This window comes from Hymenobacter metallilatus, assembly GCF_003944705.1.
GTDB classification, from domain to species: domain Bacteria; phylum Bacteroidota; class Bacteroidia; order Cytophagales; family Hymenobacteraceae; genus Hymenobacter; species Hymenobacter metallilatus.
Genome location: NZ_RWIS01000006.1, coordinates 213,437 through 238,477, shown reverse-complemented (window position 1 = coordinate 238,477; position 25,041 = coordinate 213,437). Strand labels below are relative to the sequence as shown.

The window sequence follows — 25,041 nt, the reverse complement described above, 5'->3', positions numbered from 1 at the left end:
TAACACGCTGCGAATTAGCTTTCCCCCCTATTTTGCACCTTCTGACAACGGGCAACTCATAACTGACAACTGAATATTTATCTACTTTTGCCCGATGGAATTTACCGTAGGCCAGATAGCAGAAGTACTGCGCGGAACTGTGGAAGGCGACGCCTCCCTGCGCATCGACCGACTCGCCAAAATTGAGGAAGCCCAAGCCGGTGCCCTTTCCTTTCTGGCGAACCTGAAATACGAGCACCATCTGTATACCACCGGAGCCTCGGCCGTTATTGTTGGCCACGGGCTGGAGTTGCGCCATCCTGTGCCGGCCGCCCTCATTCGGGTAGAAGACCCCTATACCAGTTTCACCACCCTGCTGGAGTTTTATCAGCAGGCCACCCGCACCGGTAAGCGCGGCGTTGAGGAACCCGCCTACATGGCGGCCAGCTCGCGCATTGGCAGCAACCACTACCGCGGCGCCTTTTCCTACATTGGTGAAAACTGCGAAATCGGGCAGGACGTGGTGATTTTTCCCCACGTATTCATTGGCGACCGGGTGAAAATCGGGGATGGGACCATTTTGTACGCCGGAGCCAAGGTATACGCCGAAACCAGCATCGGGAGCCGCTGCACCATTCACGCCGGGGCCGTTATTGGCTCCGATGGGTTTGGCTTTGCCCCCCAGCCCGATGGCTCCTACCGCACCATCCCCCAGATTGGCAACGTGGTACTGGAAGACAATGTAAGTGTTGGGGCCAATGCCACCATTGATTGTGCCACCCTGGGCTCTACCATCATCCGGGAAGGTGCCAAAATTGATAACCTCGTTCAGATTGCCCACAACGTGGAAATTGGCCGTCATACCGTGGTTGCGGCTCAAACGGGGATTTCAGGCTCCACTAAAATCGGGGATTTCTGCGTACTGGCGGGCCAAACGGGTATTGCCGGCCACCTGAGCCTGGCCAACCGCACAACGGTTACGGCGCAGTCGGGCGTGGGCAAATCCATTAAGGAAGAGGGCGTGCTGCTGCAGGGCTCCCCGGCTTTCAACCTACGCGACAGTCTGCGGGCCAATGCCGTATTCCGGCACCTCCCCGACCTGGAGCGCCGCCTGACCCAACTGGAGCGCAGCCGTACCGAACAGGAAAAGCCCTAGCTTTGCAGTCTATTTGAGTTGTCAGTTGCTAGTTGTCAGTTGTTGGCCCCATCCCGCTTTCGATGGTCCGACAACTGACAACTGGCAACTGACAACTGACAACTCAGAAAATGAACGACAAGCAACATACCATAAAGGCCCCCGTCACCGTGAGTGGCATTGGCCTTCATACCGGCGTGCAGGCCACCATGACGTTCTGCCCCGCCCCTGTTAACCACGGCTACAAGTTTCAGCGCGTCGATTTGCCCGGCCAGCCCATTGTGGATGCCGACGTAGATAATGTGGTAGACCTTTCCCGGGGCACTACCATTGAGCAGAACGGAGCCCGGGTAAATACCGTGGAGCACACGCTGGCCGCGCTGGTAGGGTTGCAGATTGATAATGTGCTGATTCAGCTGGATGGTCCTGAGCCGCCCATTATGGATGGCAGCAGCTACGAGTTTATCAAACCTCTGATGGAGGTGGGCCTGGAAGAGCAGAACGCCCTGCGCAACTACTTCGAAATCCCCGACGAAATCCGCTACGTGGACAACGCCCGGGCCGTAGAAATTGCCGGCTTGCCCCTCAACTCCTACCGCCTCACGGTGATGGTGGATTACAACTCGCCGGTGCTGGGTTCCCAGCATGCCTCACTCACCCACATCGACCAGTTCACCTCAGAAATTGCCTCCTCCCGCACCTTCTGCTTTCTGCATGAGTTGGAGGCCCTCTACAAATCCAACCTGATTAAGGGCGGGGATTTGAGCAATGCCATTGTGGTGGTAGACCGCGTGGTGAGCGACGAGGAGTTGGGCGACCTGGCCACCATGCTGGGCAAGCCCAAAGTAGCCGTCAAGAAGGAAGGCATCCTTAACAACGTGGACCTGCGGTATAAAAACGAGCCCGCCCGCCACAAGCTGCTGGACCTCGTAGGCGACCTGGCCCTGGTAGGCCGCCCCCTGAAAGGCCAGATTCTGGCGGCCCGGCCCGGCCATGCGGCCAATGTGGCCTTTGCCAAGCGCATCAAGAAGAAGATGATGGAGGCTCACACCAGCCCGGTGCCGGCCTACGACCCCGCCCGGGAGCCGGTAATGGACATCAACAAGATTGCCGCTACCCTGCCCCACCGCTACCCCTTCCTGCTCATCGACAAGATCATTCATCTGGACGCCACCACCGTGACGGGCGTGAAGAATGTAACGTTCAATGAGCCGTTTTTTCCCGGCCACTTCCCCGGCAACCCCGTAATGCCGGGCGTGCTGCAAATTGAGGCCATGGCCCAAACCGGCGGTATTCTGGTATTGAGCACTGTGCCCGATCCGGAAAATTACTGGACGTATTTTCTGGGAATTGAAAACTGCCGCTTCCGCCGAATGGTTAAACCCGGCGACACGATTCTGTTCAAATGCGAGCTGACGGCTCCTATCAAGCGTGGCATTGCCAAAATGAGCGGCAAAGCCTACGTGAACGGGAAAGTGGTAATGGAAGCCGAAATGTCGGCCAGCATTGTGAAAAAGAATTAAAAATTAAAAATGAAGAATTAAAAATGTCTCCTTTTTAATTGAATAGGAGCATTTACTTCAATTTTTTAATTCTTAATTTTTAATTTTTAATTAAAACGAATGAACCAGCCGCTCGCCTATATTCACCCCGAAGCCAAAATTGCCCAGAACGTGGTAGTGGAACCCTTCACCACCATCGATAAGGACGTGGAAATCGGGGAAGGCACCTGGATTGGCCCCAACGTAACGATTATGGCCGGGGCCCGCATCGGCAAAAACTGCAAGATTTTTCCCGGGGCAGTTATTGCTGCTCAACCTCAGGACCTGAAGTTTGCCGGCGAGAAAACCACCGTGCATATTGGCGATAATACGGTAATCCGGGAGTGCGTAACGGTAAACCGAGGTACGGTCGACAAGCTCAAAACGGTTATCGGGGCCAACTGCCTGCTCATGGCCTACGTGCACGTAGCTCACGACTGTGTAATTGGTAACAACTGTATTCTGGCCAACACCGTGCAGGTAGCCGGCCACGTGGAAGTAGGAGATTATGCCATTGTGGGGGGCTCTTCGGCTATTCACCAGTTTGTGCACATTGGGGCACATGCCATGATTTCGGGCGGCTCCCTGATTCGTAAAGACGTACCACCATTTGTGAAGGCTGGCCGGGAGCCGCTTACCTACGTGGGCATCAACAGTATTGGCCTGCGCCGCCGGGGATTTTCGGATCAGAAAATTGCTGAAATCCAGCAGCTCTACCGGTTATTGTTCCTGAGCGGGCTCAACAACGCCGCCGCCCTCGACCAGATTGAGCTGGAGCTGGCTCCCTCCCCGGAACGGGATGAGGTAGTAAACTTTATCCGGAACTCCGGCCGCGGCGTAATTAAGGGCTACTCCCGGGGTAGCAACGGCAGCGGAGAGTAGAGAAACACGATTTGAGAACTTAGAGCTTAGACTTCGTTCTTGCGTTTGTAGCGTCAGTATGTAGTCTAAGCTCTAAGTTCTCAAGTCTAAGCTCTGAAAGAATGCAGATTACCGCCACTGGCCTGAGTAAGCGGTTTGCCCAAGAATGGATTTTCCGGAACCTTACGCACACCTTCCGGGCAGGTACGGCCACCGCTATTCTGGGGCCCAATGGTGCCGGTAAAAGCACCTTACTGAACACGTTGTCGGGGCAGATTTTGCCGACTGCGGGTACTGTTGGATATGAGTTGCATGGGCATACTGTGGCCGTAGAGGATGTTCCGACGTGCCTGGCCTTTGCCGCCCCCTACCTGGAGCTGATTGAGGAGCTGAGCCTGACCGAGCTGATTCGGTTTCACACGCGCTTCAAACCGCTGCAGCCCGGCCTTACCCCAGAGCAGCTGATTGCATGTATGTACCTGGAAAAATCGCGCCATAAGCTCGTGCGCGACTTCTCCAGTGGCATGAAGCAACGCCTGAAGCTGGCCCTGGCCCTGTACGCCGATACGCCCCTGCTCCTGCTGGATGAGCCCACCACCAACCTCGACCGGGCCGGAGTGGCCTGGTATCAGGAGCACATCCGGGCTACTCTGCCGGGCCGCACGGTACTGCTCTCCAGTAACGTGCCCGAAGAGTACGACTTCTGCCAGGAGCACATCCGGATTACCGATTTTGGGGCACAGGCGGCCCGTTAGCCTCTTTTTAGGTATATACCATTGTTCGGAACTGCCTGATTCTGGGGCCTAAGCCCTGGGGCCACTTCGGCTGCGTAACCGGCTGCAACCTTGTAGGCCCTTCTGCACGTATCTTCGCACCTGGAACACGCCCTGGCTTAGTCCAGAATTTTTCACCCTTACCGCCCCTAGCAAGGCCATGAGACAACACGACGACCTGGATGACGACCTCTTCGATGACGATGAGCTAGATAATTTTGCCGCTACCGGCGGCAGCGCAACCCGTGGTAATTCGGAAGATCAGCTTTCGGCTAAGTATGCTGATTATCTGATGTGGCGCGACACGGGTTCCTCTCACGATGAGGCGTTGGATCTGGCCAGCATGACTGAGGATGAATACACCACTGCCGAAGCGGCCGAAGACCCCGATGGCAGCCGTGGGTTCAGCTCCCTCGACGATGAGGATGATTTCGGCGACGAGGATGATGACGAGGACGGCGGCTACGGCAGCCACCGCACCGGCAGCGGCCGCCGCAGCTCCGGCTACGACGATGACGACTTCTAAGTCGTTTAATTAGCATCCGTCCCTTCCCTGACTGGCGGTTAACTGGAACCAGAGAGGCCCGCATTCTTCCGAGTGCGGGCCTCTTTTTGGTTGCCGGCCCACTGCGTGAGCGGCATTGATGAAGAGTAGGCTACTTCCAGCCGAATACCCGCTTAAGCAGGTCGGTGGTACGGGCCAGGGGGTTCTCCCGGATGTTGGCTTCCTCCTGCGCTACCAGGGTAAACAACCCGTCGATGGCCTTACCGGTAGCATACTGGTTGAGGTCGGTTTGCACCGGTGTTACCAGCGGAATCCGGTTGTAGCGGGTGGTCAGATCAGTGTAGTACCTGGTTGCCCCCACCTGATCCAGGCTTTTCTGCATGATGGGCTTGAACGCAGCTGTAAGCTGCTCGGTAGTTGTGCGCTTGAGGTAGTTGGTGGCCGCATCCTTTTCTCCCGTCAGAATACCCCATACATCCTTAAACGTGAGGCTTTTGATGGCTGACAGGAAGATGGGTTTGGCACTTTTGGCCGCATCCTCAGCTCCCCGGTTTAGAGTAAGCTCAAACCGGTCGACCTGGCTGCCCAGCCCAATGGAGCGCAGCGTATTGGCTACGCGCTGGGCATCGGCCGGAAACGGAATCCGGATCAGCTTGTTCAGGTAAAAACCATCCTGCCTGGAAGCCTGGTCGGCCCCCTTGCTGATGCCCAGGGTCAGCGCCTCTTTCAGGCCGCGGGCCGCCTCATCCTGACTGATACTCCCTACCCCACCAGATTTGGTAGTAGTGGTGGTGGTAGTCGTTGTAGTGGTTTTGAGGATGTCGCCCAGCTTGGGCAGCCTGAGCTGCGCGGAAGCGGAGAGTTGCATACCCAGCAGCAGAGCGGGTAACAGAAGAAAGCGGCGGTTGGTCATAGCAAAAGAAAGAGCCGATAAGGGGCTGCTGGTTGCTTTTGCAGAAACCGGACCAAAAACAGTTGTCCCGTTTTCTGCTTTCCACGCCCGATATAGCCGAGGTGCAGGGACCTATCGGCTTCCGAATACGCGCTTCAGCAAGGCACTGCCCTGGGCTGCCGGATTGGCCCGAATGCGCCCTTCTTCGGTAGCAATCAGGGCAAACAGCCCATCTACCGTCTTCTCAGTGGCATATGGTACCAGCTGAGGGTTGAGGGGCGTAACCAGAGGAATTTTATTGTAGCGGGCCACCATTTCGGCGTACAGCTTGATGGCTCCTGTTTGCTCCAGCGACTGTTGCACGGTTGGTTGAAAGGCAGTGCGAAGGTCGGCAGCCGTTTTTTCATACAGGAGCGTGGTAGCCGCATCACTTTCCTTGCTGGCAGCCAGGGTAAGCGCGTCCTGCAGGCTCAGGTTCTGCACGGCATTGAGGAAAATGGGTTTAGCCTGTGCCGCCGCCGTTTCGGCAGCCCGGTTAAGAGCAACCTCAAAATTATCAACCAGAGCCCCCGCCCGTACCTTGCGCAGGGTGGCAGCTACCAGCTCAGCCTCGGGCGGAAACGGAATGCGGATATCCGAGTTGCCGTTGAAACCATCGGTTTCGCCGGCCTGGGCCACGGCTTTGGTTACGCCCTGGGTGAGTGCTTCGCGCAGTCCTCCGGTGGCCTCGTCGGCGGTAAGCGGAACAACGGGTGCTGCAACAGGAGCCGGGGCCTTGGTGGTGGCAGTCTTGGTAGTGGTGGTGGTTTTTTTGACCGGAGTAGTTTTTTTCGCGGTGGTGGTTTTTTTGGTGGTAGATGTAGTTTTTTTCGTGGTGGTTTTGGTTTGGGCGGAAGCCAGCTGAGTGGCGGCCAGCGTGAGCGTAAGGCCCAGGGCCAGGGTGCGGAAGGATGTCATACGGGGGAGAAGTGAAAAAACCTGGGGGCCAAAATGGCGTTGTTAGCGGGCGAGTTGCCAATATTGCGCCAAATCCAGCACTCCTCCTAACCACCCTCCCTATGCCCCTCATTCCGGACGTTGAAATTATGACTATTGGCGACGAGCTGCTGTATGGGCAGGTCGTGGATACGAATTCGGCCTTTATGGGCCAGGAACTGGGTAAACTGGGGTTGCGCGTGCGCCAGATTACCAGCGTGTCGGATCGGGCCGATGAAATTGTGGCGGCCCTGGACCAGGCCCGGCAACGGGCTCAGGTGGTACTGATGACCGGCGGCCTGGGCCCCACGAAAGACGACCTCACCAAGCACGTACTGGCCCGTTACTTCCACTCCGAACTGGTACTGCATGAGCCCACCTTACGCCACGTGGAAGGTATTTTTGCCCGCTACAACCGGCCCATGCTGGAAGTGAACCGCCAGCAGGCCCTGGTGCCGGCGGCCTGCACCGTGTTGCACAATGCCCTGGGCACAGCCCCGGGCATGTGGTTCGAAGACCGGGGCACCGTGTTTGTGAGTATGCCCGGCGTACCATTTGAGATGAAAGGCCTGATGACCGAGCAGGTGCTACCCCGGTTGCGTCAGCACTTCCAGACGCCCGCCATCGAGCACGTGGTTGTGCAGACGGTGGGCCTGGGCGAATCCTTCCTGGCTCAACGCATTGAGGCGTGGGAAAACCGCCTGCCCGCCAATGTAAAACTGGCGTATCTGCCCTCTCTGGGCGGGGTGCGCTTGCGCCTGACTGGTCACGACGACGGGCAGCCGGACCTGCGGCCCCGTATGGAAGCCCTGCTGCCCGAGCTACGTACCCTACTCGGCGACCATATTTTCGCCGAAGGTGAAATTAACCTGGAAACAGCCGTGGGCACTCTGCTGGCCGAGCGGGGCCTTACGGTGGGCACGGCTGAAAGCTGCACCGGCGGCCTGCTGGCCCACCGCCTCACCAGCGTACCCGGCAGCTCCCGCTACTATCAGGGCAGCATCATTGCCTACTCCAACGAGGTGAAGATGCGCGAGCTGGCGGTAAAAGCCGAAACCCTGGCCGCTCACGGAGCCGTGAGCGAGGCAGCCGTGGCCGAAATGGCCGAGGGTCTGCGTCGGCGCCTGGGCGTGGATGTGGCCCTGGCTACCAGTGGTATTGCCGGCCCCGACGGAGGTACTGATACCAAGCCCGTCGGCACCATCTGCATTGCCTACGCCGACGCCCACCGCACCGTAACGCGCCAACTCAGCTTCAATCGGGGCCGGCAGTTGAACCTGGAGTACACAACTACGGCCGCCCTGAATCTGCTACGGCTGGAAGTAGGCAAGGGGTGAATTATTGGATGGGTGAATGGTTGGAGTGACATCCCTCACCCATCCAACAATCCTGCAATCCAACAATTGGGCCATCCAACAGTCCAACACTTCACTTACCTTTGGGGCACCAACCCCCACCCCACCCTTTTTCCCCAAGACCCCCAACCGCATGGCACGAGTGGAAATGACGATGCCCAAGATGGGCGAATCCATCATGGAAGGCACCGTTCTGAAATGGCTCAAACAAGTAGGCGACACCATCGAGCAGGATGAATCGGTACTGGAAGTAGCCACGGACAAGGTAGATACCGAAGTGCCCGCCCTCTACGCTGGCGTACTGCAGGAAATACTGGTTCAGGAAGGTCAGGTAGTAGCCGTAGGTGCTCCCATTGCCGTAATTGAAACTGATGCGGCAGCTGCCACCCCGGCTGCCCCGGCCGCCGCCGAGGCTCCTGCGCCTGCCATCAATGGTGCCGTAACGGCTCCGGCCGAGGTACCCTATCTGCCCGAGGCCCACGACCCGCAGGCCAATCCGGCACAGGCCGTAGCTGCCACGACCCAACCCCAGGCCGGCCGGTTCTACTCGCCGCTGGTGCTCAGCATTGCCCGCGAAGAAGGCATTTCGATGGCCGACCTGGAATACCTGCCGGGTACTGGCAGCGAAGGTCGCGTTACCAAAAAAGACATTCTCGACTATGTAGCCGCCGGCAAGCAGCCGCTGGCCCAAGCCGCCGCGCCGGCAGCGGCGGCCCCGGTTAATGCACCTGCTACCCCGGCTCCGGTAGCTGCCCCGGCCGCTCCGGCCACTGCTCCCACCCAACAACCAGCAACCAACAACCAGCAACTACCTACCAAGGCTGTACCTTCCATCAGCGGGGGGCAGGAGCTGCTGGAAATGGACCGTATGCGCAAGATGATTGCTCAGCGTATGGTGGACAGCAAGCGGATTTCGCCCCACGTTACCTCCTTTGTGGAAGCCGATGTGACGGAAATTGTAAACTGGCGCAACAAGCACAAGGACGCCTACAAGAAGCGGGAAGGCGAGAACCTCACCTTCACCCCCATCTTTATCCAAGCCATTGCCCGCGCCATCCAGGACTTCCCCAACATCAACGTGTCGGTTGAGGGAGACTACATCATCAAGAAGCGCGACATCAACGTGGGCGTGGCCGTGGCTCTGCCTTCCGGCAACCTCATTGTGCCCGTTATCCACAATGCCGACCAGCTGAACCTGAACGGCTTGAGCAAGCGCGTGAACGACCTGGCCAACCGGGCCCGGGCCAACAAGCTCAAGCCCGAGGATCTGGAGGGCGGCACGTACACCGTAAGTAATGTGGGTTCCTTCGGCAACGTGATGGGTACGCCCATCATTATGCAGCCGCAGGTAGCCATTATGGCCGTAGGTGCCATCAAGAAAAAGCCCGCTGTTATTGAAACTCCCCAGGGCGACCTGATTGGCGTGCGCCACTTCATGTTCCTGAGTCACAGCTACGACCACCGCGTAGTCGATGGTTCCCTGGGCGGTATGTTTGTGCGCCGCGTGGCCGACTACCTCGAACAGTTCGACCCCTCTACCAGTATTTAGAGCTTAGAGCTTAGAGCTTAGAGCTTAGAGCTTAGAGCTTAGAGCTTAGAGCTTAGAGCTTAGAGGTGTATGCGAAGGGCCCCGCCGTGGTTACGTGGCGGGGCCCTTTTTGCGGCTCGAAGCCGTATTTTTGCCCGATGGCCAGATTTTCTTTTCTGGCGGCCCGTTGATTTTTCCTTCCTGTTATGAATAAAGCTCTGCCTTTGGTAGCCCTGCTCATTGCCCTGGGCCTGATTCTGTTTCTGTACCAGCGCCTGCGCACTACAGAAGCCGCTCTGGAAATGGCCCAGCGCCGTTTCACCGACTGCGAGCAGGTGAATTTCCAGCTTCAGAATCAGCTCACCCAGGCTACCCGCGGCCGCGCCGTGCCCGACAGCCTGAAAGTGGGCAAGTAAGTAAGCTAGTGGGCGTATAACGCATTATTATTCGCCTTAGCGCTGGTTTCAACCCAACGAAAAGCCCCTGACGTGCTCGTACGTCAGGGGCTTTCCGGTTGTCTGCGTCATCGTGCCTTCTTGCAATGACAGCGGCTATACTCACGCTAGGGCCGGCCCCCACTGGCACCTTGAGCGGGAGTAGCGCCGGCGCCGTTGCCCCCGTCACCGCCGTCCTTCAGGTCGTCGTTGTTGATGGAGCGTTTGCGCTTGGGCTGGGCCATGCTCATCTTACCAATGCGGTAGCTCAGGTTCACGCGGAAGCCCGAGCGGCGCAGCACGTTCACGCTGTACTGGTCGAGAGCGGGGGTGCTGATGGAGCTGCGGATACGGTTCACCGGGGTGAAGAAGTTATCGGCCCCGAAACCGATGCTGCCTTTCTTATCGGCGAAATCCTTCTTTAAGCCCAGGCTATACACCCCGAAACCGCCCTGGTAGCCCTGCAGCTGTACTTGCCGCCCCCGATAGAAGCTAAAGGCCTGTACGCCCCAGCCCTTCGCAAAGGTATAGCCGCCCATTAGGCGGCCACTGGCCACCCAGCCCTGGTTGCTGGCCGCGTACAGTACATTGGACGTATTGTTGTCGAGTGTGGCGTAATACACATCCAGTCCGCCACCCAGGGTAAGCTTATTCTGGATATTTACGTTGGCATTCACGCTGCCGCCATAGGCGTTTTCGGTACCAATGTTGGCGTAGCTAGTCCGGATAAGAGCCCCGTCCTGCTCCCGGATTGGCTGAATGGAGCCATTGGTATTACGCGCAAACACCGAGAAGTTCAAGGAAGTCTGCTTGATGAAGGTGCTGTAGCCCAACTCGTAGTTGTTGGTGTACTCGGGCTTTAGCTCGGGGTTGCCCTCGGTGTATTGCAACTGGTTGCCCGACTGCCGGTTGGGGTTCAGGAACTGCAGGGAGGGCCGCTGAATCCGGTAGTTGTAGGCCGCTTTGAGCACGTTGCCGTTGGCCAGCTTGCGCGAGAGGTTCACGCTGGGTACCAACACCCCGTACGAGGGAATAGATGTTTCATTGCCGGTGCGAAAATCGGCCGTAATGGTGGTGTACTCGTAGCGGGCCCCGGCTTTCAGGGTGTAGCTTTTCAGGAAACTCTGCGTGAGCGAGGCGTAAGCCGCTGCAATATTCTGGTTGTAGTCAAACACGTTCGACAGGTTGGTACCCGTCTGCTGCTGCCCGTTCAGGAAGGTGATATAGTCGCTGTTTACGCGGCGCATGATGTCCTTAGCCCCGAACTCCAGCAGCTGGGTTTTGCTCAGGGGCGTTTGATAATCAGCCTGCAGCGTAATTTCCTGGTTGTAGCTGTCGTTGAGGTTGCGGCGGTAGTCGCCGGCTCCTTCCCCGCTGAGGGTGGTGTTGGTGAAGTTGTTGGTGCGGGTGTTACGGCTGTACTGGGCCAGCAGGCTAAACTCGCGCTGAGGTGTTTCGAAGGTGCGGGTGTAGTTCAGTGTGGCGTCCAGGGTATTGGAGTTATCGAGCACCTTCACATCACTCAGGCGGTTGGTGAGCGAGTCACCCAGGGCAGGCCGGAAAAACGTAGTCTGCGAGGCCAGATTATCCTGGTAATTGGACCCGTTGCGCAGCCCCAGCTGCACCGAGGCCGAGAGAAAGTTGTACTTATTGATGTCATAGTCCCAGCCCAGCGAATAGCGCCCGAACACGTTCTGCTGGCGCGTATCGGCCGACTGCACCGTGCGCGTCAGCAGCTGGCGGTTGGCCACGTCGGTGCCGTTGATGGAGTAAGTGGTTTGCTCGTTGCGGAAGGAGCCCGGCACGTTGTACTGGCCCCGGCCACCACCGCCCAAAGAAAAGCCCATCTTGCCCACCCGGTACGAGGCGTTCAGGCCCAGGTCGGAGCTGCGCAAACCGGCGCTGGTACGCAAATCCAGCGTAAAGCCCTGCAGGTTGTTCTGCTTGGTAACGATGTTGATAATGCCGCCCGAGCCTTCGGCATCGTACTTGGCCGAGGGCGAGGTAATTACCTCCACGGTCTTGATCTGGTCGGCCGGAATTTGTTTCAGCGCGTCGGCAATGCTGTTGGCTGAAATGGTGCTGGGCCGGTTGTTGATGAGCACCCGGATGTTCTGGCTGCCGCGCAGGCTCACGTTTCCATCCAGGTCGACGGAGAGGTTGGGCACCCGCTTGAGCACGTCGGTGGCGTCGCCGCCCCGGGTGGTTTCGTCCTTTTCGGCGTTGTACACCGTGCGGTCCACCTTCTCCTCCACCAGACTGCGCTGGCCCTCCACCCGCACCTCACCCAAGGCCTGCGCCGAGGACGCCAGCGCCACGGTGCCCAGCGCCACGGTATTACCCGCCTCGGTAATCACTACGCCGGGTTTCTCCACCAGCGTGTAGCCGATAAAGCTGATTTGCACCGTGTACGTACCCGCCGCAATACGCGGAATAGCAAATTTACCGTTGTCGTCGGCAGCAGTGCCATCCACAGGCTTGCCGGTGCTGGGGTTCAGCAGAGCAATGGTAGCGTACGGCACCGGCTGCTTGGTGGCCGCGTCGAGCACCGTACCGGTAATGCGGCCGCTGCCTTCCTGCGGAGCCGCCGTAGGCGCACCAGCAGGGCGCTCGGCTCCGGCGGGGCGCCCCGCACCGGCCGGCCGTTCGCCAGCCGGCATCTGGGCCAGTACGGCATGACTACCACTCAACAGCAGTATCGAAAGAAGAACTCTATTCATGAACGTGAGGGGAAAAGCGGCTCCCAACTATTCGGCAGCAGACTAAAGCTTATCAATTGTACTCCAAACCTACTACCCGCGTGTTGCCACCCGAAATGAACCCGACTAAGCGGTTCATTTGTACGGCGGAAACCGGAGAAAGTCCGGGCGAATACCAGGTAACCGCAGCCACAGACGCAACTTTGCCGCCGGGGTGGCACGTGCCCTGGAATATTTGTTTGCTGAAACCTAAAAAGGCGGTTCTACGTGTGTAGAACCGCCTTTGCGGGATAGGCAGTGCCGCAGTTTTCTGCGCCTGCTTCTTACTTACATCACAGCGCCGCCAGGCTCTGCTCCAGGGCTGTAATTTTGGCTTCGGCATCGGCCAGCTTCTGCCGCTCCCGCTCCACCAGGTCAGGCTTGGCGTTCTGCACGAACTTCTCGTTGCTCAGCTTGCTCAATACCGAGTTGCGGAAACCCTGGGCGTATTCCAGCTCCTTGCTGAGGCGCTCCTTCTCGGCTCCTAAGTCAATCTGGCCTTCCAGGGGCACGAAGAACTCAGCTCCTCCTGATACAAACCCTACGGAAGCCGCAGGGGACGCCTCTACCACGCTGATTTCGGTGAGGGCCGCCAGCTTCCGGATGATGCTGCTGTAGTCCTGGAGCAGCTGGGCATCGTCGGTTTTGGCCGCCAGGGTCAGAGGTTTGTTAGGTCCCAGGCCTTTCTGGTTACGAATGTTGCGTACGCCCGCCACAACATCCAGCGCCCGATCCATGCGGGCCAGCAGCTCGGGGCTGCCGGCCACGGGTTGGGCCTTGGGCCAGGCGGCTACGCATACGTACTCCTTGGCGCCCCGCTCCTTCAGCTCATGCCAGATTTCTTCGGTGATGAAGGGCATAAACGGATGCAGTAGCTTGAGCAGGGTTTCGAGGAAGCTCGTAGTGTGGCGCAGGGTTTCAGGGTCGGTGGGGGCCTGATAAGCGGGCTTGATCATCTCCAGGTACACCGAGCAGAAATCATCCCACACCAGCTTGTACACCGTCATCAGCGCGTCGCTCATCCGGAACTTCTCGAAATGCTCATCCAACTCAGCAATGGTGGCATTCAGCTTGGCGGAGAACCACTCCACGGCCTTCTCATTTGCAAAGGGTAGCGCAGCGTCCACCTCCCAGCCCTTAACCAGGCGGAAGGCGTTCCAGAGCTTATTCGAGAAGTTGCGGCCCTGCTCCACCAGCTTTTCATCGTAGAGCAAATCGTTGCCGGCCGGGGCCGAGAACAGCATACCGGTCCGGACGCCGTCGGCCCCGAACTGCTTGATGAGGTCCAGCGGATCGGGCGAGTTGCCGAGCTGCTTGCTCATTTTGCGGCCCTGGTTGTCGCGCACAATACCGGTGAGGTACACGTTGCGGAAGGGCACTTCCCGGCGGTATTCCAGCCCGGCCATGATCATGCGGGCCACCCAGAAAAACAGGATGTCCGGCCCCGTCACCAGGTCATTGGTGGGATAGAAATAGTTGACGTCGGCGTTATCGGGGTCCTTGAAGCCATCAAACACCGAAATCGGCCACAGCCACGACGAAAACCAAGTATCCAGCACGTCCTCGTCCTGGCGCAGGTCCGTGAGCTGCAGCGCCTCGTTGCCGCTTTGCTCGCGGGCCTGCAGCAAGGCCTCCTCAGCCGTCAGGGCCACCACGTAGGTGCCATCGGGCAGGTAGTAGGCCGGAATCTGCTGGCCCCACCATAGCTGCCGCGAAATGCACCAGTCGCGCACATTCTCCATCCACACCCGGTAGGTGTTCTTGAACTTGGCCGGGTGCAGCTTCACGGTGTCATTTTCCACCACTTCCAGGGCGGGCTTGGCCAGGTGCTCCATTTTCAGGAACCACTGCAGGCTCAGGCGGGGCTCAATCACAGCCTTGGTGCGCTCCGAGGTCTGCACGATGCTGGCGTACTCCTCCACCTTCACCAGGTGGCCGGCTTCCTCCAGGTCCTTCACGATGTTGCGGCGGGCCGCAAACCGGTCCTGGCCCACGTACAACACGGCCTTCTCGTTGAGCGTGCCGTCGTTGTTGAGGATGTCGATAACGGGCAGGTTGTGCTTCAGGCCCAGCTCGTAGTCGTTCAAATCGTGGGCCGGCGTCACCTTCAGCGCGCCCGTACCGAAGTCGATGCTCACGTACTCGTCCAGAATTACCGGAATTTCGCGGCCCAGTAGCGGAATCCGCACTTTGGCACCGTGCAGGTGCGTGTAGCGCGGGTCGTTGGGATTCACCGCCACCGCCACGTCGGCCATGATGGTTTCGGGCCGGGAAGTGGCTACGGTAAGGTAGTTGTTAGTTGTCAGTTGTTGGTTATCAGCATCGTTCTGCTGGTTGCCTTCACTACCAACTGGCAACGAATCACTGACAACTTCGTACCGCAAATGGTACATCTTGGCCATCACGTCCTTGGGAATTACTTCCTCATCGGACAGGGCCGTTTGGCCCTGGGGGTCCCAGTTGACCATGCGCACGCCGCGGTAAATCAGGCCTTTCTGGTGCAAATCCACGAACACGCGCAGCACGGCCTCGGTCAGCTCTGGCTCCATGGTGAAGCGCGTCCGGTCCCAGTCGCAGGAAGCGCCGAGCTGCTTAAGCTGCTCCAGAATGATGCCCCCGTATTTCTCCTTCCAGGCAAAGGCGTGGTCCAGGAATTGCTCCCGGGTCAGGTCTTTTTTCTCTATACCCTGCTCTTTCAGCAGCGCCACTACCTTAGCTTCGGTGGCAATGGAGGCGTGGTCGGTGCCAGGCACCCAGCAGGCTTCTTTACCCTGCATCCGGGCCCGGCGCACCAGCACGTCCTGAATGGTATTGTTGAGCATGTGCCCCATGTGCAGCACCCCTGTCACGTTGGGCGGTGGAATTACCACCGTGTACGGCTGCTTGCGGGGGTTGGCCCGGGCTTTGAAAAAGCCCTGCTCCTGCCAGCGCTGGTACCATTTGGCTTCAACGTCGGCGGGAGTATAGGTTTTGGCGATGGACATCGTCGAAGGGAATCAGTTCAGAATAGGGGCAAAAGTAGGCATTTCGGGCCGGGCAGGAAACCAGGCGCTTTACCCGTCTCCGGGCCCAGCGGAGGTCAGCGCCCGGCCTGCCGTTGAACGTTCTGCGGCAGAAGAGAAAGTTTTAGCGGGTTTGTATGGGCCTATTCTGTATTTTTGAAGCTTAACGCTACCGTTCTTTCTTCTTCCCACTCCCCCACCAAGCCCCGTTCTATCGACGCAGTTTTTCCTCTTTTCCCGTAGTTGACGCGCGCGTATGGCTCTTTTTTCCTTCCGTAAATCATCGGCTAGCCTGGCAGCTCCCTTGCCAGCTCCCGTGGCGCCGGCCGCTATTCCTCTACCCACACCTCCGCCCCCAACTACCGCTAGTGCCGGCTCCCTGCGCGTTGCCATGGGTCAGCTGCTGGTAGAAGGCGGTGAACCGGACCGCAACCTGGAGCGGGCCGAGCGGATGGTGGCCGAAGCCGCCTCTCAGCGCTGCGACGTGCTGTTGCTGCCCGAAACCCTGGATTTTGCCTGGACTCACCCCAGCGCCCTCACCGAAGCTCAGCCCATTCCCGGCCCTTATTCCGACCGGCTGTGCCAGGCGGCGTTGCGCTACAACCTCTACATCTGCGCGGGCCTGACCGAGCGGGCAGCCAATGGCCGCAACTATAATGCGGCCATCCTTATTAACCCCCAGGGCGAAATCATCAGCAAGTATCACAAAATCAACCTACTGGAAGTAGAACTACCCTTTTACGCCGTGGGCCAGACGCTGAACGTGGTGGACACCCCCCTGGGCAAAATCGGGGTAAATATCTGCGCCGACAACTTTCTGGATGGGCTGCCCATCGGGCACACCCTGGCCCGCATGGGAGCCGAGTTTATTCTGTCGCCCTCCTCCTGGACGGTGGATTACTCCATCAACGAGGAGCACGACCCCTACCGGGAGAAATGGATCAAGCCCTATTCTATCCTGGCTCAGCTGTACAATGTGGTGGTGGTGGGTACTACTTCGGTGGGCTACATTGTGGGCGGCCCCTACGAGGGCAAGAAAAGCGTGGGATGCTCCCTGGCCGTTGATGCCAGCGGCATCCGGGCCCAGGGTACGTTCAATGAATTTGCCGGCGACCTAGTAGTGGCGGACCTGCCGCGCCCGGTTCGGATGGAGCAAGGCACACAAATTGGCCAGATGCTAGTGCGCAAAGGTTTTACCTTTGACTCCCTGCCATCCTGAGCGGCCACCCACCGGGTGCCCCTCGAACTATCCCCCGAACTTTCCTCCGAGCTGGTCTGCCCCCTGCGCCACTTCGGATCCTTTCCCTACTGCATGAGCAAACTTTACCAACAGTGCACCCGCTGCATCATGGATACTACTGTTCCCGGTATCCGATTCGATGGTCGCGGCGAATGTAATTTCTGTGCCCTCCACGATAAGATGGATCGGGCTTTCCCGCTAGGTGAGGCCGGCGCCCGCCACGTACAGGAAATGGTGGCGGATATGAAACGGCTGGGCAAAGGCAAAAAATACGACTGCGTACTGGGGGTTAGTGGCGGCCGCGACTCATCGTTTACCCTATGGTATTGCGTGGTGAAGTTAGGCTTACGCCCCCTAGCCGTACACTTCAACGATGGGTTTGGCAACCCGGTGGCCGGAGAAAATATGGTGAAGGCCTGCCGTAAGCTAGGCGTGGAAATGCGCACTATCACCTCGGACTGGCGCGAATCCAAGGACTTGAAAATTGCCTTTCTGAAGGCCTCCGTGCCCGATATGGAGGAGGGAACCGACGTGGGCATTGCCACGGCCCTGTACGGCGTGGCAGCGAAAGAAGGCGTGCAGCGCATTGTCATCGGGCAGTCGTTCCGGACGGAGGGCATTGCCCCGCTGAGCTGGAACTACCTGGATGGCAAGTACCTGAAGGCCGTACACAAGCAGTTTGGCACGGTGCCGCTACGCCCCTGGAAACCCGCCGACCCAGGCTTCCACTTGGATATAAAGGAAATGTTTTACTACGCCTTTATCCGCCGCATCAAAACCGTAACGCTGCTTTACCATGTAGATTACGTGCGGGCCGAGGTGGATGAGCTACTGGCCCGGGAACTGGAGTGGGTAAACCCCGGGGCCCACTATTTCGATGACTTGTATCAGAGCGTTATTTATTACCTGAATCGCACCAAGTTCAACATCGACCGGCGCCTGTTCAACTACTCGGCCCTGGTGCGCTCGGGACAGATGCCGCGGGAAGTGGCCCTGGAACGGGTGCGCCACGTCAACGTCATCGAGGATGAAAAGGTCATTGATCTGTGCATCAAGCGCCTGGGCCTGACCCGACAGGAATTTGAGCAAATTGTGGCGGCCCCGCCCCGAACGTTCCGCTCCTACCCCAACAACTACGAGCTGATCCGCCTGCTGAAATGGCCTATCAAACTCCTGAGCCAGTTCCGGCTTATCCCCGAGTCGGCTTACGATAAGTACTTCAACTGCGGCACCTAGGCTCACGGATTTTCACGGATGTAAGGCGGATTGCACGGATTTTGTGGACGATTGTGGCACACGCTTTAGCTTGTGCCGTACTGGCAAGGAAGCTGTTTAGGAAGTCTGTCAGAACCAATCAGACCGTCATGCTGAGCTTGTCGAAGCATCTCTACCGCTTCGTTGAACGACATAAAAAGCGGTAGAGATGCTTCGACAAGCTCAGCATGACGGTCTTTCGGCTTTTTAAACAGCTTCAAGATTTGTTCTAGTAAATAACAAAAAAGGCTTGCCTAACCGGCAAGCCTTTTTTGTTGAAGCTGGTTTCGGGGCTAACGTATCAATTCTACGCCCGGCACAAGCTGAAGCGTGTACCACAATCGGCCGCAAAATCCATGTAAACGGTGGTTATTCCTGGTGTAGCCACTGCTTCTTGCTGAGCAGCTTGTCCTGCGATTCGCGGTAGTCGGGGTCATCCACGCAGCAGTCAACGGGGCATACGGCAGCGCACTGGGGCTCCTCGTGGAAACCCACGCACTCGGTGCACTTATCCGATACGATATAATAGTACTCGTCGGAAATCGGGGTTTGCGGGGCTACCCCCGATACCACTTTGCCGCCGTCCAGCTGCACCTCCTTCAGGCTGGTGCCATCGGCCCAGCGCCAGGCGGCACCGCCCTCGTAAATAGCAGTGTTCGGGCATTCCGGTTCGCAGGCACCACAGTTGATGCACTCGTCGGTTATCATGATGGCCATAGCCGCAGGTGTCGTTAAGAAGTAGGAAATTCGGTAAAGTGCCATACGCAACCCGGCAACTACAGGATGCGGCGGGGCAAAATTAGGAATTAGCCGTACACAGTTAAGTAATTTTGCTGCTCAGCGTCGCCTTTTTCTCTTTGCTTGCTTTTCTTCCCTCATAATATGCACCACGCCGACCGCCTTGCCGCTTTTGTAGCCCTGGGCCAGCGCCTTGATTTCCTTACCACCCCGGAAAACGAAGCCGAGCTGTGGCCCCTGCTCAGCCGGGCCCGCAACCAGAATCCCTGGTTCGATGAGCCCAACGTACGGGCGGCCATTCAGGGCGTGGCGCATCTGCTGCGCGAGGAGCCACTGCGCCACTGGGCTGCCCGCTACCCTCCGGAGCCTGCCACACCCCGGCAGGTGGGCGTAGTTATGGCCGGCAATATTCCACTGGTAGGTTTCCACGATGCCATGTGCGTGCTGCTCTCGGGCCATATTCTGCTGGCCAAACTCAGCTCCGACGATACCGTGCTGATGCGCTGGGTGCTGGATGAGCTCACACGCCTGGAGCCCCGCTTTGCCAACCAGATCCGGCTGGTAGAGCGCCTGAACGCAGCCGATGCGTTTATTGCCACCGGCTCGGATAATACGGCCCGGTACTTCGAGTACTATTTCGGCAAGAAACCCAACATCATCCGGCGCAACCGCACTAGTCTGGCCATCCTGACCGGCCGCGAATCCGACCACGACCTGGGCTTGCTGGGGGAAGATATATTCCGATACTACGGGCTGGGCTGCCGCAACGTGAGCAAGCTGTACGTGCCTCAAGGCTACGATTTTACGCCTTTGCTGGACGCCCAGCAGCCCCGGCACCGTGTGCTGGAGCACAACCGCTACCAAAACAACTACGACTATAATAAGAGCATTCTACTGGTGAACCGCGTGCCTCACCTCGATACGGGCTTTTTGCTTCTGACGGAAAGTGCCCAACTCGTTTCCCCTATCTCGGTGCTGCACTACGCTACCTACACCAGCGAAGTAGACCTACTGGACCAACTGACGGATGTGGCGGCGCAAACCCAGTGCCTGGTTTCCGGCGGCGGGCTGTATCCGGGCAGTGTAGCCTGCGGACAAGCCCAGCAGCCCGGAGTAGCTGACTATGCCGATGGTGTAGATACCATGGCTTTTTTAGCTGAGCTGGTGTAAAGCAACCTGTCAGGCATTCAGGCAGCTGTTGCGGTAAATCGGGCCTGGCAGTAAGAGTGGGCACGATTGTGGGTACACCTTCCGATAGGTTGTTACGTACACAAACGTAAGCTGCCTGAACAGTGCTGCAGATAAAAACCGACAGCTCTGTTCATCAGACATCCATCCGGCTGGCCGTATGCTGTAAGCAGAACGGACCGTTTGCACTGCTTTCTTACCTGACCCTACGACAATGATACCCGAGATTAAACCCACGGACGCCGCCATTGAAACCCTTGACAAAGAAGTAATTCCCACTCTGCGCTTTGCGGCCCAGGATGTTCTCACCGACCCGGTAGCGGTGAAGCGCCGCCGCCACGACGCGGAGCGCGCCGCTACCTTGGGTAACGCCTACCATGGTAAACTGGATATCTACTTTCAAACGGCCGATGGCGCTACCAAACGGGTGTACACCACCGTTTGGGCTACTCACGAGGAATACCTCACCCTGAAATCAGGTATCTCGCTGCCATTGCGTGCCGTGCTTAGCTTCGATTTCTACTAAGAACCACTGCTTGCACAGATTCGCGCGGCTCTGGTGGACGCTTGACCGGGGGCACCCGCTGTGGCTGGTGCCGGGTGTATAATGTTTACGTCAGTGCGAAAACCAACTTCAACAAAAAAGGCTTGCCTAAGGGGCAAGCCTTTTTTGTTATTTATCAGAACAAATTTTGCCAGTACAGCACCAGCTATAGCGGGTGCCCCGGTCAAGCGTCCACCAAAGCCGTGGAATCCCCGTGAATCCCTGCAAGCAGGAATTAGAGGCGGTCCAGGGTTTTCTGGATCAGGTCGTTGATTATATCTTCGGAGTTGGTGGCAAACTCCCTCGTAGCCCGGTTGGCCACAATGGCATTCAGCGACAATACCTCGTGGCCCAGCATTCGACCCAGGGCATAGTAGCCGGCAGTTTCCATTTCGAAGTTGGTAAGGCGGAACTCGCCCTCGGCGCTGTGGTGACGGAACTGTTGAAACTCCTGAATCAGGGTGGGCAGGCGCAGATCCAGGCGCAACACGCGGCCCTGAGGCCCATAGAAACCGGGGCAGGTGAGCGTATTGCCTTTCACCATATCAAACCCGATTTGTTCGCGCAACAGGTCGGAGCCCCGCACGCAATACGGGCGGTAAGGCAGTTGCAATGCCTGCTGAATACCAGTGGCCACCTCTACTTCCAGGCCGGTTTCTACCAGCGGGTAAAACTGCATCAGGGAATCGAGGCCCACAGCGTGCTCCGAGGCCAGCAGGGAGCCCACCGGAATATCGGCCTGCAAGGAGCCGCTGGTACCCACCCGGATAATGCGCAGACTAATGCGTTCTTCTAAAGGCCGCGGCTCCCGGGTCACGAGGTCCACGTTCACCAGAGCATCCAGCTCGTTCAGCAGAATATCAATGTTATCGGTGCCCATGCCGGTGCTGATGACCGTGATGCGCTTGCCCTGATAATACCCCACATGCGTGACAAACTCGCGCTTCTGAATCTTGGTTTCGATGGAATCGAAATGCTGGCTGACCGAGGGCACCCGTTCCGGGTCGCCCACCGTGATAATCGTATCGGACAGGTGGTCGGGTTGCAGGTTCAGGTGGTAGATGCTGCCGTCCTTGTTCAGGATCAGCTCCGATTCGGCAATGGGCATGAGGGAAAGGAATTAAAAATTGAGAATTAAAAAGTAAAAATTGACTGGAAAATGCATTGCTTCAGGCACATTATTGCCTAGTATCAAGCATTTCTAATTCTCAATTTTTACTTTTTAATTGATACCGGGGCGCGGTACGAGAGTAAGCCCTGTTCGGGGTTGTAGTGGTTACTGAGCTTGGGGTAGGTGCCGGTGCCGTCGTAGGGGCGCTTGGCGGGGTGCTGCTGGCAGGTGGTGGAACAGGCTCCATCCAGCTGCGCGCCACAGGCCTCGCAGAGCGGTACGTGGGCGTTGCAGTGGGGATTGGCGCAGTTCACCATCCGGTCGGAAGGGGTATGGCAGTGGTGGCACTGGCTGATGATGGTAGGGTTGACGCTATTCACATCCACTGCCACACGCCCATCGAACACGTAGCATTTCCCGTCAAAGTCCTCACCCCCAACTTCCAGGCCGTACTTAATAATGCCGCCGTGCAACTGGTATACGTCTTCAAAGCCTTGCTCCAACAGGTAAGCTGAGGCCTTTTCGCACTTGATGCCGCCGGTGCAGTAGGTCAGGATTTTCTTGCCCCGGTACTGCTCCAGCTCCTGCACCTTCTCCGGAAACTCGCGGAAATTCTCAATGTCCAGGGTCACGGCGTTTTTGAAGCGGCCCAGGCTATGCTCGTAGTCGGAGCGCACATCCAGCACCACCACATCGTCCTGGTCTTTCAGCTCGCGGAATTCCTGGGGCGAGAGGTGAATACCCGTCCGCTCGTAGGGCTTGATATGGGGCAGGCCCACATGCACGATTTCCGGCTTCACGCGCACGTGCAGCTTTTGGAAGGTGTGAGCCGGCGCCTCCTCTACCTTAAACTCCAGAGCGGCAAAAGCCGGGTCGGCTTTCATCAGGCGCATGTATTCCTCGCAGTCGGTTCGGCGGCCCGATACGGTGCCATTCAGCCCCTCGGCGGCCACGATAATGCGCCCCAGCAAATTCAGGTGCAGGCACAGCCGGTGGTGCTCCTCCCGAAACTGCTCAGGATTACCAATGGGCGTGTAACAGTAATACAGTAGAACGAGGTAGTCCATTTTTCAATTAAAAATTGAGAATTAAAAATTAGAAATTAACAACTGGGAATCAGGCCTAAACTGCGCATAACCCGAACCTCAATTCTTAATTCATAATTTTTAGTTTTTAATTGTCTGCGCGGGGTTGCCAAATACCGTCTGACCGGCAGGCACATCGGCCACCACCACCGAGCCAGCTCCAACGCGGGCCTTATTCCCAATTTTTACGCCGGCTACCACCACGGCTCCGGCCCCGATAAAGGCCTGCTCTCCTACCTGCACTTCGGCGTTGAGAATGGCTCCGGCCCCCAGCTGGGCATAGTCGCCCACTTCGGCCTTCACATCAACCACCGAGTTGGCCCCCAGGATGCAACCGTCGCCGAGCTTGGCGGTGGCGGCCACCACGGCGTTGGCCCCGATGAGGTTGCCATGGCCCAGCCAGGCGTGGGGCGACACGCTGGCGCGCTGATGGATGGCATTCACGGGGGCCACCGTGTACTCCTCGCGCAGCATGTTGGTGAGGCTGCGGCGGCTGGCCGTATCCTCAGTGGCCACAAATACTTCGCACTTCTTGCCCAGCAGCTTCAGCAGCTCTTTATCGTCGGTGTTGCCCATTACGGGTACGTCATTGAGCTCGGTGTTCTGCAGCTCGGCTTTATCGTCGAGCAGGCAGTACACTACTACCTCATTGCTCTGAAAGGCATCGAGGGCAGCAGTGCCTACTGCCTGCGCACCCAGGATGATTACGGGGTTTTCCATTGGTAGAAAAAACGGCCGCTGAGCGGCCGATGAGTGTTGGGGAACAGCAGCAAAGATACAGCTAGCCCGTTAGTTTTAGACTTCTCTTTCCGGGGGTGGCGGCCAACTACAGCCGTAATCGGCGGAGCAGTTGGGCAGCGTAGTCGTTTTGCAGGGCTAACAACACCAGAAACGGCAAAAAAGTAACCCGGTAGCGGTTGAGTGTACCCAGGTTGGGGGTAGTAAGCCCCAGCAAAGCCGCCAGAATACCGCAGTACAGCAGCAGTGCCAGCACCAGCCCGAACGGCAGCTGCCCCGCCCGGCCCGGCCCAACGGCCAGCACCGCCACCGCCAGTACTACCAGCAAGGCCAGGTTTTCGAGGCCGGCAATACTATACAGCCCGTTGCCGCCTTCCCAGGGCCAGGGCCTGGAAAGCGAGTTAAGCACTGCTGCCGGGGTGTGTTGCACCACGCTTTCGGTAGTGGGCCGCAAATCCGGGTATTCCAGGTGGGGGCGCTTGCGCGAGGACCGAAGCAGGTCGGAGTAGTTGCGTTGGAGCTGGGAGGTGAACTTGTTGGCCCGAAATACCGGACTCACCTCACTGGCTACCCAGGCCCCGCTGAGTAGCAGCCCCACCAGCACCACGGCCTGCCCCAGCCGGGAGCGGGCTGCACCCAGCCGTTGCAGTACCCGGATGCCTCCTAACCCGGCCAGCGTGCCAAACAGCATAACAGCGAAGAAATACCGCATCTTGAAATGCAGCCAGCCTATGCACAGCAACGCCAATACGGGCCAGATTTGCCGCTGCGGGCGGCCATAGCCAAGATGCACAACCAGGGCCAGTACCAGCGCCCCGCTGCCCACCAGCAAACTTTCCTTGGTAAGTCCGGAGGTCCAGTACACCACCGTGGGCCAGATCAGAAATGCCACCACTGCGGCGCCCGGGGAGGCAGCTGGCCAGTGCCGCTGCAACTGCCGTACCAGCTCCCAGCTGCCCACGAAGCTGAACATAGACAGGTAACAGCCATTGAGCAGCGTACTACCCCCACTGGCCAGGTTCAGTACCGACAGAAGCTTAATGAGGAAAAATGTATTGGACAGGCCATGAAACACCAGCTCCCAGGTACCCCAGCGAAACTCATCCTGAAACAGCATTGGCAGCCACTGCCCCGGCGCCTGGGTGAGTTGCTCCGTCATCCGCACCGACCACAGCATAAAGTAGCGGGCGTCCTCGCTGATCAGCCACACTGACAGGCCGGTAGCCAGTAGCTTAAGGGCCAGCGTGGGCAGCACCCAACGCCCCACCACGGGCAAGGTCCGCACCCGGGGCAGCCACCGCCAGAACAGCAGCAGCAGCCCGGTATTCAGGGTAAGCGCAAGAAGCAGTCGGACCAGCACCATCTAGTTGGGTTAACCAGCCCCAAAGGTAGCGGAGCGGGCGCGTATAGTGTTGGAGAAGGCCG

General features: G+C 58.1%; 22 protein-coding genes. 12 read left to right on the top strand and 10 right to left on the bottom strand.

From position 1 onward, the window contains the following. Positions 1 to 94: 94 nt before the first annotated feature. The 5 genes from lpxD (at position 95) to EI290_RS11135 (ending at position 4,815) form a co-directional block, all read left to right on the top strand. Positions 95 to 1,135 (top strand): UDP-3-O-(3-hydroxymyristoyl)glucosamine N-acyltransferase, encoded by a 1,041-nt coding sequence (gene lpxD / locus EI290_RS11155; protein ID WP_125429866.1) that lies wholly within the window; start codon positions 95 to 97, stop codon positions 1,133 to 1,135. A 110-nt stretch (positions 1,136 to 1,245) separates the two neighbouring features. After that, positions 1,246 to 2,637, top strand: a complete 1,392-nt coding sequence (locus EI290_RS11150; RefSeq protein ID WP_125429863.1) for a bifunctional UDP-3-O-[3-hydroxymyristoyl] N-acetylglucosamine deacetylase/3-hydroxyacyl-ACP dehydratase — start codon at positions 1,246 to 1,248, stop codon at positions 2,635 to 2,637. A 99-nt stretch (positions 2,638 to 2,736) separates the two neighbouring features. Next, a complete protein-coding gene (gene lpxA, locus EI290_RS11145) occupies positions 2,737 to 3,537 on the top strand; it encodes an acyl-ACP--UDP-N-acetylglucosamine O-acyltransferase (RefSeq protein WP_125429860.1) in 801 nt (266 codons plus the stop codon). 101 nt (positions 3,538 to 3,638) lie between these two features. Beyond that, entirely contained in the window at positions 3,639 to 4,271 is a 633-nt protein-coding gene (locus tag EI290_RS11140; RefSeq protein WP_125429857.1) for an ABC transporter ATP-binding protein, read from the top strand. 178 nt (positions 4,272 to 4,449) lie between these two features. Then, positions 4,450 to 4,815, top strand: coding sequence for a hypothetical protein (locus tag EI290_RS11135; protein WP_125429854.1), 366 nt, complete (start codon positions 4,450 to 4,452; stop codon positions 4,813 to 4,815). Positions 4,816 to 4,945: 130 nt separating this feature from the next. On the opposite strand, the gene EI290_RS11130 is transcribed toward EI290_RS11135, so the two are convergent. Both EI290_RS11130 and EI290_RS11125 read right to left on the bottom strand, forming a co-directional pair. Beyond that, the gene (locus EI290_RS11130; RefSeq protein WP_246008925.1) at positions 4,946 to 5,707 is read right to left on the bottom strand and encodes a DUF4197 domain-containing protein; all 762 of its coding nucleotides are present in this window, start codon (positions 5,705 to 5,707) and stop codon (positions 4,946 to 4,948) included. A gap of 111 nt (positions 5,708 to 5,818) precedes the next feature. Continuing rightward, positions 5,819 to 6,643, bottom strand: a complete 825-nt coding sequence (locus EI290_RS11125) for a DUF4197 domain-containing protein (RefSeq protein WP_125429851.1) — start codon at positions 6,641 to 6,643, stop codon at positions 5,819 to 5,821. A gap of 101 nt (positions 6,644 to 6,744) precedes the next feature. Between EI290_RS11125 and EI290_RS11120 the strand changes: the two genes are divergently transcribed. The 3 genes from EI290_RS11120 to EI290_RS11110 all read left to right on the top strand — a co-directional run bounded on the left by EI290_RS11120 (position 6,745) and on the right by EI290_RS11110 (position 9,960). Continuing rightward, positions 6,745 to 7,998, top strand: coding sequence for a competence/damage-inducible protein A (locus EI290_RS11120; protein ID WP_125429848.1), 1,254 nt, complete (start codon positions 6,745 to 6,747; stop codon positions 7,996 to 7,998). A gap of 151 nt (positions 7,999 to 8,149) precedes the next feature. After that, entirely contained in the window at positions 8,150 to 9,565 is a 1,416-nt protein-coding gene (locus tag EI290_RS11115) for a dihydrolipoamide acetyltransferase family protein (RefSeq protein WP_125429845.1), read from the top strand. 185 nt (positions 9,566 to 9,750) lie between these two features. Further along, positions 9,751 to 9,960, top strand: coding sequence for a hypothetical protein (locus EI290_RS11110; RefSeq protein WP_125429843.1), 210 nt, complete (start codon positions 9,751 to 9,753; stop codon positions 9,958 to 9,960). A gap of 146 nt (positions 9,961 to 10,106) precedes the next feature. On the opposite strand, the gene EI290_RS11105 is transcribed toward EI290_RS11110, so the two are convergent. Both EI290_RS11105 and EI290_RS11100 read right to left on the bottom strand, forming a co-directional pair. Next, a complete protein-coding gene (locus tag EI290_RS11105) occupies positions 10,107 to 12,698 on the bottom strand; it encodes a TonB-dependent receptor domain-containing protein (RefSeq protein WP_125429840.1) in 2,592 nt (863 codons plus the stop codon). 311 nt (positions 12,699 to 13,009) lie between these two features. Next, a complete protein-coding gene (locus EI290_RS11100; protein ID WP_125429837.1) occupies positions 13,010 to 15,700 on the bottom strand; it encodes a valine--tRNA ligase in 2,691 nt (896 codons plus the stop codon). Positions 15,701 to 15,974: 274 nt separating this feature from the next. Here EI290_RS11100 and EI290_RS11095 point away from each other — a divergent pair, with 274 nt between their 5' ends. Next, the gene (locus EI290_RS11095) at positions 15,975 to 16,937 is read left to right on the top strand and encodes a carbon-nitrogen hydrolase family protein (RefSeq protein WP_125429834.1); all 963 of its coding nucleotides are present in this window, start codon (positions 15,975 to 15,977) and stop codon (positions 16,935 to 16,937) included. A 93-nt stretch (positions 16,938 to 17,030) separates the two neighbouring features. Beyond that, entirely contained in the window at positions 17,031 to 18,194 is a 1,164-nt protein-coding gene (locus EI290_RS11090; RefSeq protein WP_125429831.1) for an N-acetyl sugar amidotransferase, read from the top strand. Positions 18,195 to 18,259: 65 nt separating this feature from the next. Here EI290_RS11090 and EI290_RS22450 read toward each other — a convergent pair whose 3' ends face one another. Together EI290_RS22450 and EI290_RS11085 are read right to left on the bottom strand one after the other, a co-directional pair. Further along, positions 18,260 to 18,433: a hypothetical protein gene (locus tag EI290_RS22450; protein ID WP_185816954.1), complete on the bottom strand. Its 174-nt coding sequence runs from the start codon at positions 18,431 to 18,433 to the stop codon at positions 18,260 to 18,262. Positions 18,434 to 18,581: 148 nt separating this feature from the next. Then, positions 18,582 to 18,929, bottom strand: coding sequence for a 4Fe-4S binding protein (locus EI290_RS11085; protein ID WP_125430038.1), 348 nt, complete (start codon positions 18,927 to 18,929; stop codon positions 18,582 to 18,584). A 165-nt stretch (positions 18,930 to 19,094) separates the two neighbouring features. Between EI290_RS11085 and EI290_RS11080 the strand changes: the two genes are divergently transcribed. Both EI290_RS11080 and EI290_RS11075 read left to right on the top strand, forming a co-directional pair. Then, positions 19,095 to 20,120, top strand: coding sequence for an acyl-CoA reductase (locus EI290_RS11080; RefSeq protein WP_125429828.1), 1,026 nt, complete (start codon positions 19,095 to 19,097; stop codon positions 20,118 to 20,120). A gap of 232 nt (positions 20,121 to 20,352) precedes the next feature. Beyond that, positions 20,353 to 20,664, top strand: a complete 312-nt coding sequence (locus EI290_RS11075; RefSeq protein ID WP_125429825.1) for a hypothetical protein — start codon at positions 20,353 to 20,355, stop codon at positions 20,662 to 20,664. 253 nt (positions 20,665 to 20,917) lie between these two features. On the opposite strand, the gene EI290_RS11070 is transcribed toward EI290_RS11075, so the two are convergent. The 4 genes from EI290_RS11070 to EI290_RS11055 form a co-directional block, all read right to left on the bottom strand. After that, the gene (locus tag EI290_RS11070) at positions 20,918 to 21,790 is read right to left on the bottom strand and encodes a nucleoside phosphorylase (RefSeq protein WP_125429822.1); all 873 of its coding nucleotides are present in this window, start codon (positions 21,788 to 21,790) and stop codon (positions 20,918 to 20,920) included. A gap of 107 nt (positions 21,791 to 21,897) precedes the next feature. Continuing rightward, entirely contained in the window at positions 21,898 to 22,860 is a 963-nt protein-coding gene (gene trhO / locus EI290_RS11065) for an oxygen-dependent tRNA uridine(34) hydroxylase TrhO (RefSeq protein ID WP_125429819.1), read from the bottom strand. A gap of 99 nt (positions 22,861 to 22,959) precedes the next feature. Then, positions 22,960 to 23,598: a NeuD/PglB/VioB family sugar acetyltransferase gene (locus tag EI290_RS11060; protein ID WP_125429816.1), complete on the bottom strand. Its 639-nt coding sequence runs from the start codon at positions 23,596 to 23,598 to the stop codon at positions 22,960 to 22,962. Between the two features lie 106 nt (positions 23,599 to 23,704). After that, complete coding sequence (locus EI290_RS11055) at positions 23,705 to 24,979, bottom strand: hypothetical protein (protein ID WP_125429813.1); 1,275 nt, start codon at positions 24,977 to 24,979, stop codon at positions 23,705 to 23,707. Positions 24,980 to 25,041 lie beyond the last annotated feature (62 nt).

Excerpts from the sequence above, each read along its gene's own strand:
- lpxD (WP_125429866.1), top strand. The coding sequence starts at position 95 with ATGGAATTTACCGTAGGCCAGATAGCAGAAGTACTGCGCGGAACTGTG.
- EI290_RS11150 (WP_125429863.1), top strand. The coding sequence starts at position 1,246 with ATGAACGACAAGCAACATACCATAAAGGCCCCCGTCACCGTGAGTGGC.
- lpxA (WP_125429860.1), top strand. The coding sequence starts at position 2,737 with ATGAACCAGCCGCTCGCCTATATTCACCCCGAAGCCAAAATTGCCCAG.
- EI290_RS11140 (WP_125429857.1), top strand. The coding sequence starts at position 3,639 with ATGCAGATTACCGCCACTGGCCTGAGTAAGCGGTTTGCCCAAGAATGG.
- EI290_RS11135 (WP_125429854.1), top strand. The coding sequence starts at position 4,450 with ATGAGACAACACGACGACCTGGATGACGACCTCTTCGATGACGATGAG.
- EI290_RS11130 (WP_246008925.1), bottom strand. The coding sequence starts at position 5,707 with ATGACCAACCGCCGCTTTCTTCTGTTACCCGCTCTGCTGCTGGGTATG.
- EI290_RS11125 (WP_125429851.1), bottom strand. The coding sequence starts at position 6,643 with ATGACATCCTTCCGCACCCTGGCCCTGGGCCTTACGCTCACGCTGGCC.
- EI290_RS11120 (WP_125429848.1), top strand. The coding sequence starts at position 6,745 with ATGCCCCTCATTCCGGACGTTGAAATTATGACTATTGGCGACGAGCTG.
- EI290_RS11115 (WP_125429845.1), top strand. The coding sequence starts at position 8,150 with ATGGCACGAGTGGAAATGACGATGCCCAAGATGGGCGAATCCATCATG.
- EI290_RS11110 (WP_125429843.1), top strand. The coding sequence starts at position 9,751 with ATGAATAAAGCTCTGCCTTTGGTAGCCCTGCTCATTGCCCTGGGCCTG.
- EI290_RS11105 (WP_125429840.1), bottom strand. The coding sequence starts at position 12,698 with ATGAATAGAGTTCTTCTTTCGATACTGCTGTTGAGTGGTAGTCATGCC.
- EI290_RS11100 (WP_125429837.1), bottom strand. The coding sequence starts at position 15,700 with ATGTCCATCGCCAAAACCTATACTCCCGCCGACGTTGAAGCCAAATGG.
- EI290_RS11095 (WP_125429834.1), top strand. The coding sequence starts at position 15,975 with ATGGCTCTTTTTTCCTTCCGTAAATCATCGGCTAGCCTGGCAGCTCCC.
- EI290_RS11090 (WP_125429831.1), top strand. The coding sequence starts at position 17,031 with ATGAGCAAACTTTACCAACAGTGCACCCGCTGCATCATGGATACTACT.
- EI290_RS11085 (WP_125430038.1), bottom strand. The coding sequence starts at position 18,929 with ATGGCCATCATGATAACCGACGAGTGCATCAACTGTGGTGCCTGCGAA.
- EI290_RS11080 (WP_125429828.1), top strand. The coding sequence starts at position 19,095 with ATGCACCACGCCGACCGCCTTGCCGCTTTTGTAGCCCTGGGCCAGCGC.
- EI290_RS11075 (WP_125429825.1), top strand. The coding sequence starts at position 20,353 with ATGATACCCGAGATTAAACCCACGGACGCCGCCATTGAAACCCTTGAC.
- EI290_RS11070 (WP_125429822.1), bottom strand. The coding sequence starts at position 21,790 with ATGCCCATTGCCGAATCGGAGCTGATCCTGAACAAGGACGGCAGCATC.
- trhO (WP_125429819.1), bottom strand. The coding sequence starts at position 22,860 with ATGGACTACCTCGTTCTACTGTATTACTGTTACACGCCCATTGGTAAT.
- EI290_RS11060 (WP_125429816.1), bottom strand. The coding sequence starts at position 23,598 with ATGGAAAACCCCGTAATCATCCTGGGTGCGCAGGCAGTAGGCACTGCT.
- EI290_RS11055 (WP_125429813.1), bottom strand. The coding sequence starts at position 24,979 with ATGGTGCTGGTCCGACTGCTTCTTGCGCTTACCCTGAATACCGGGCTG.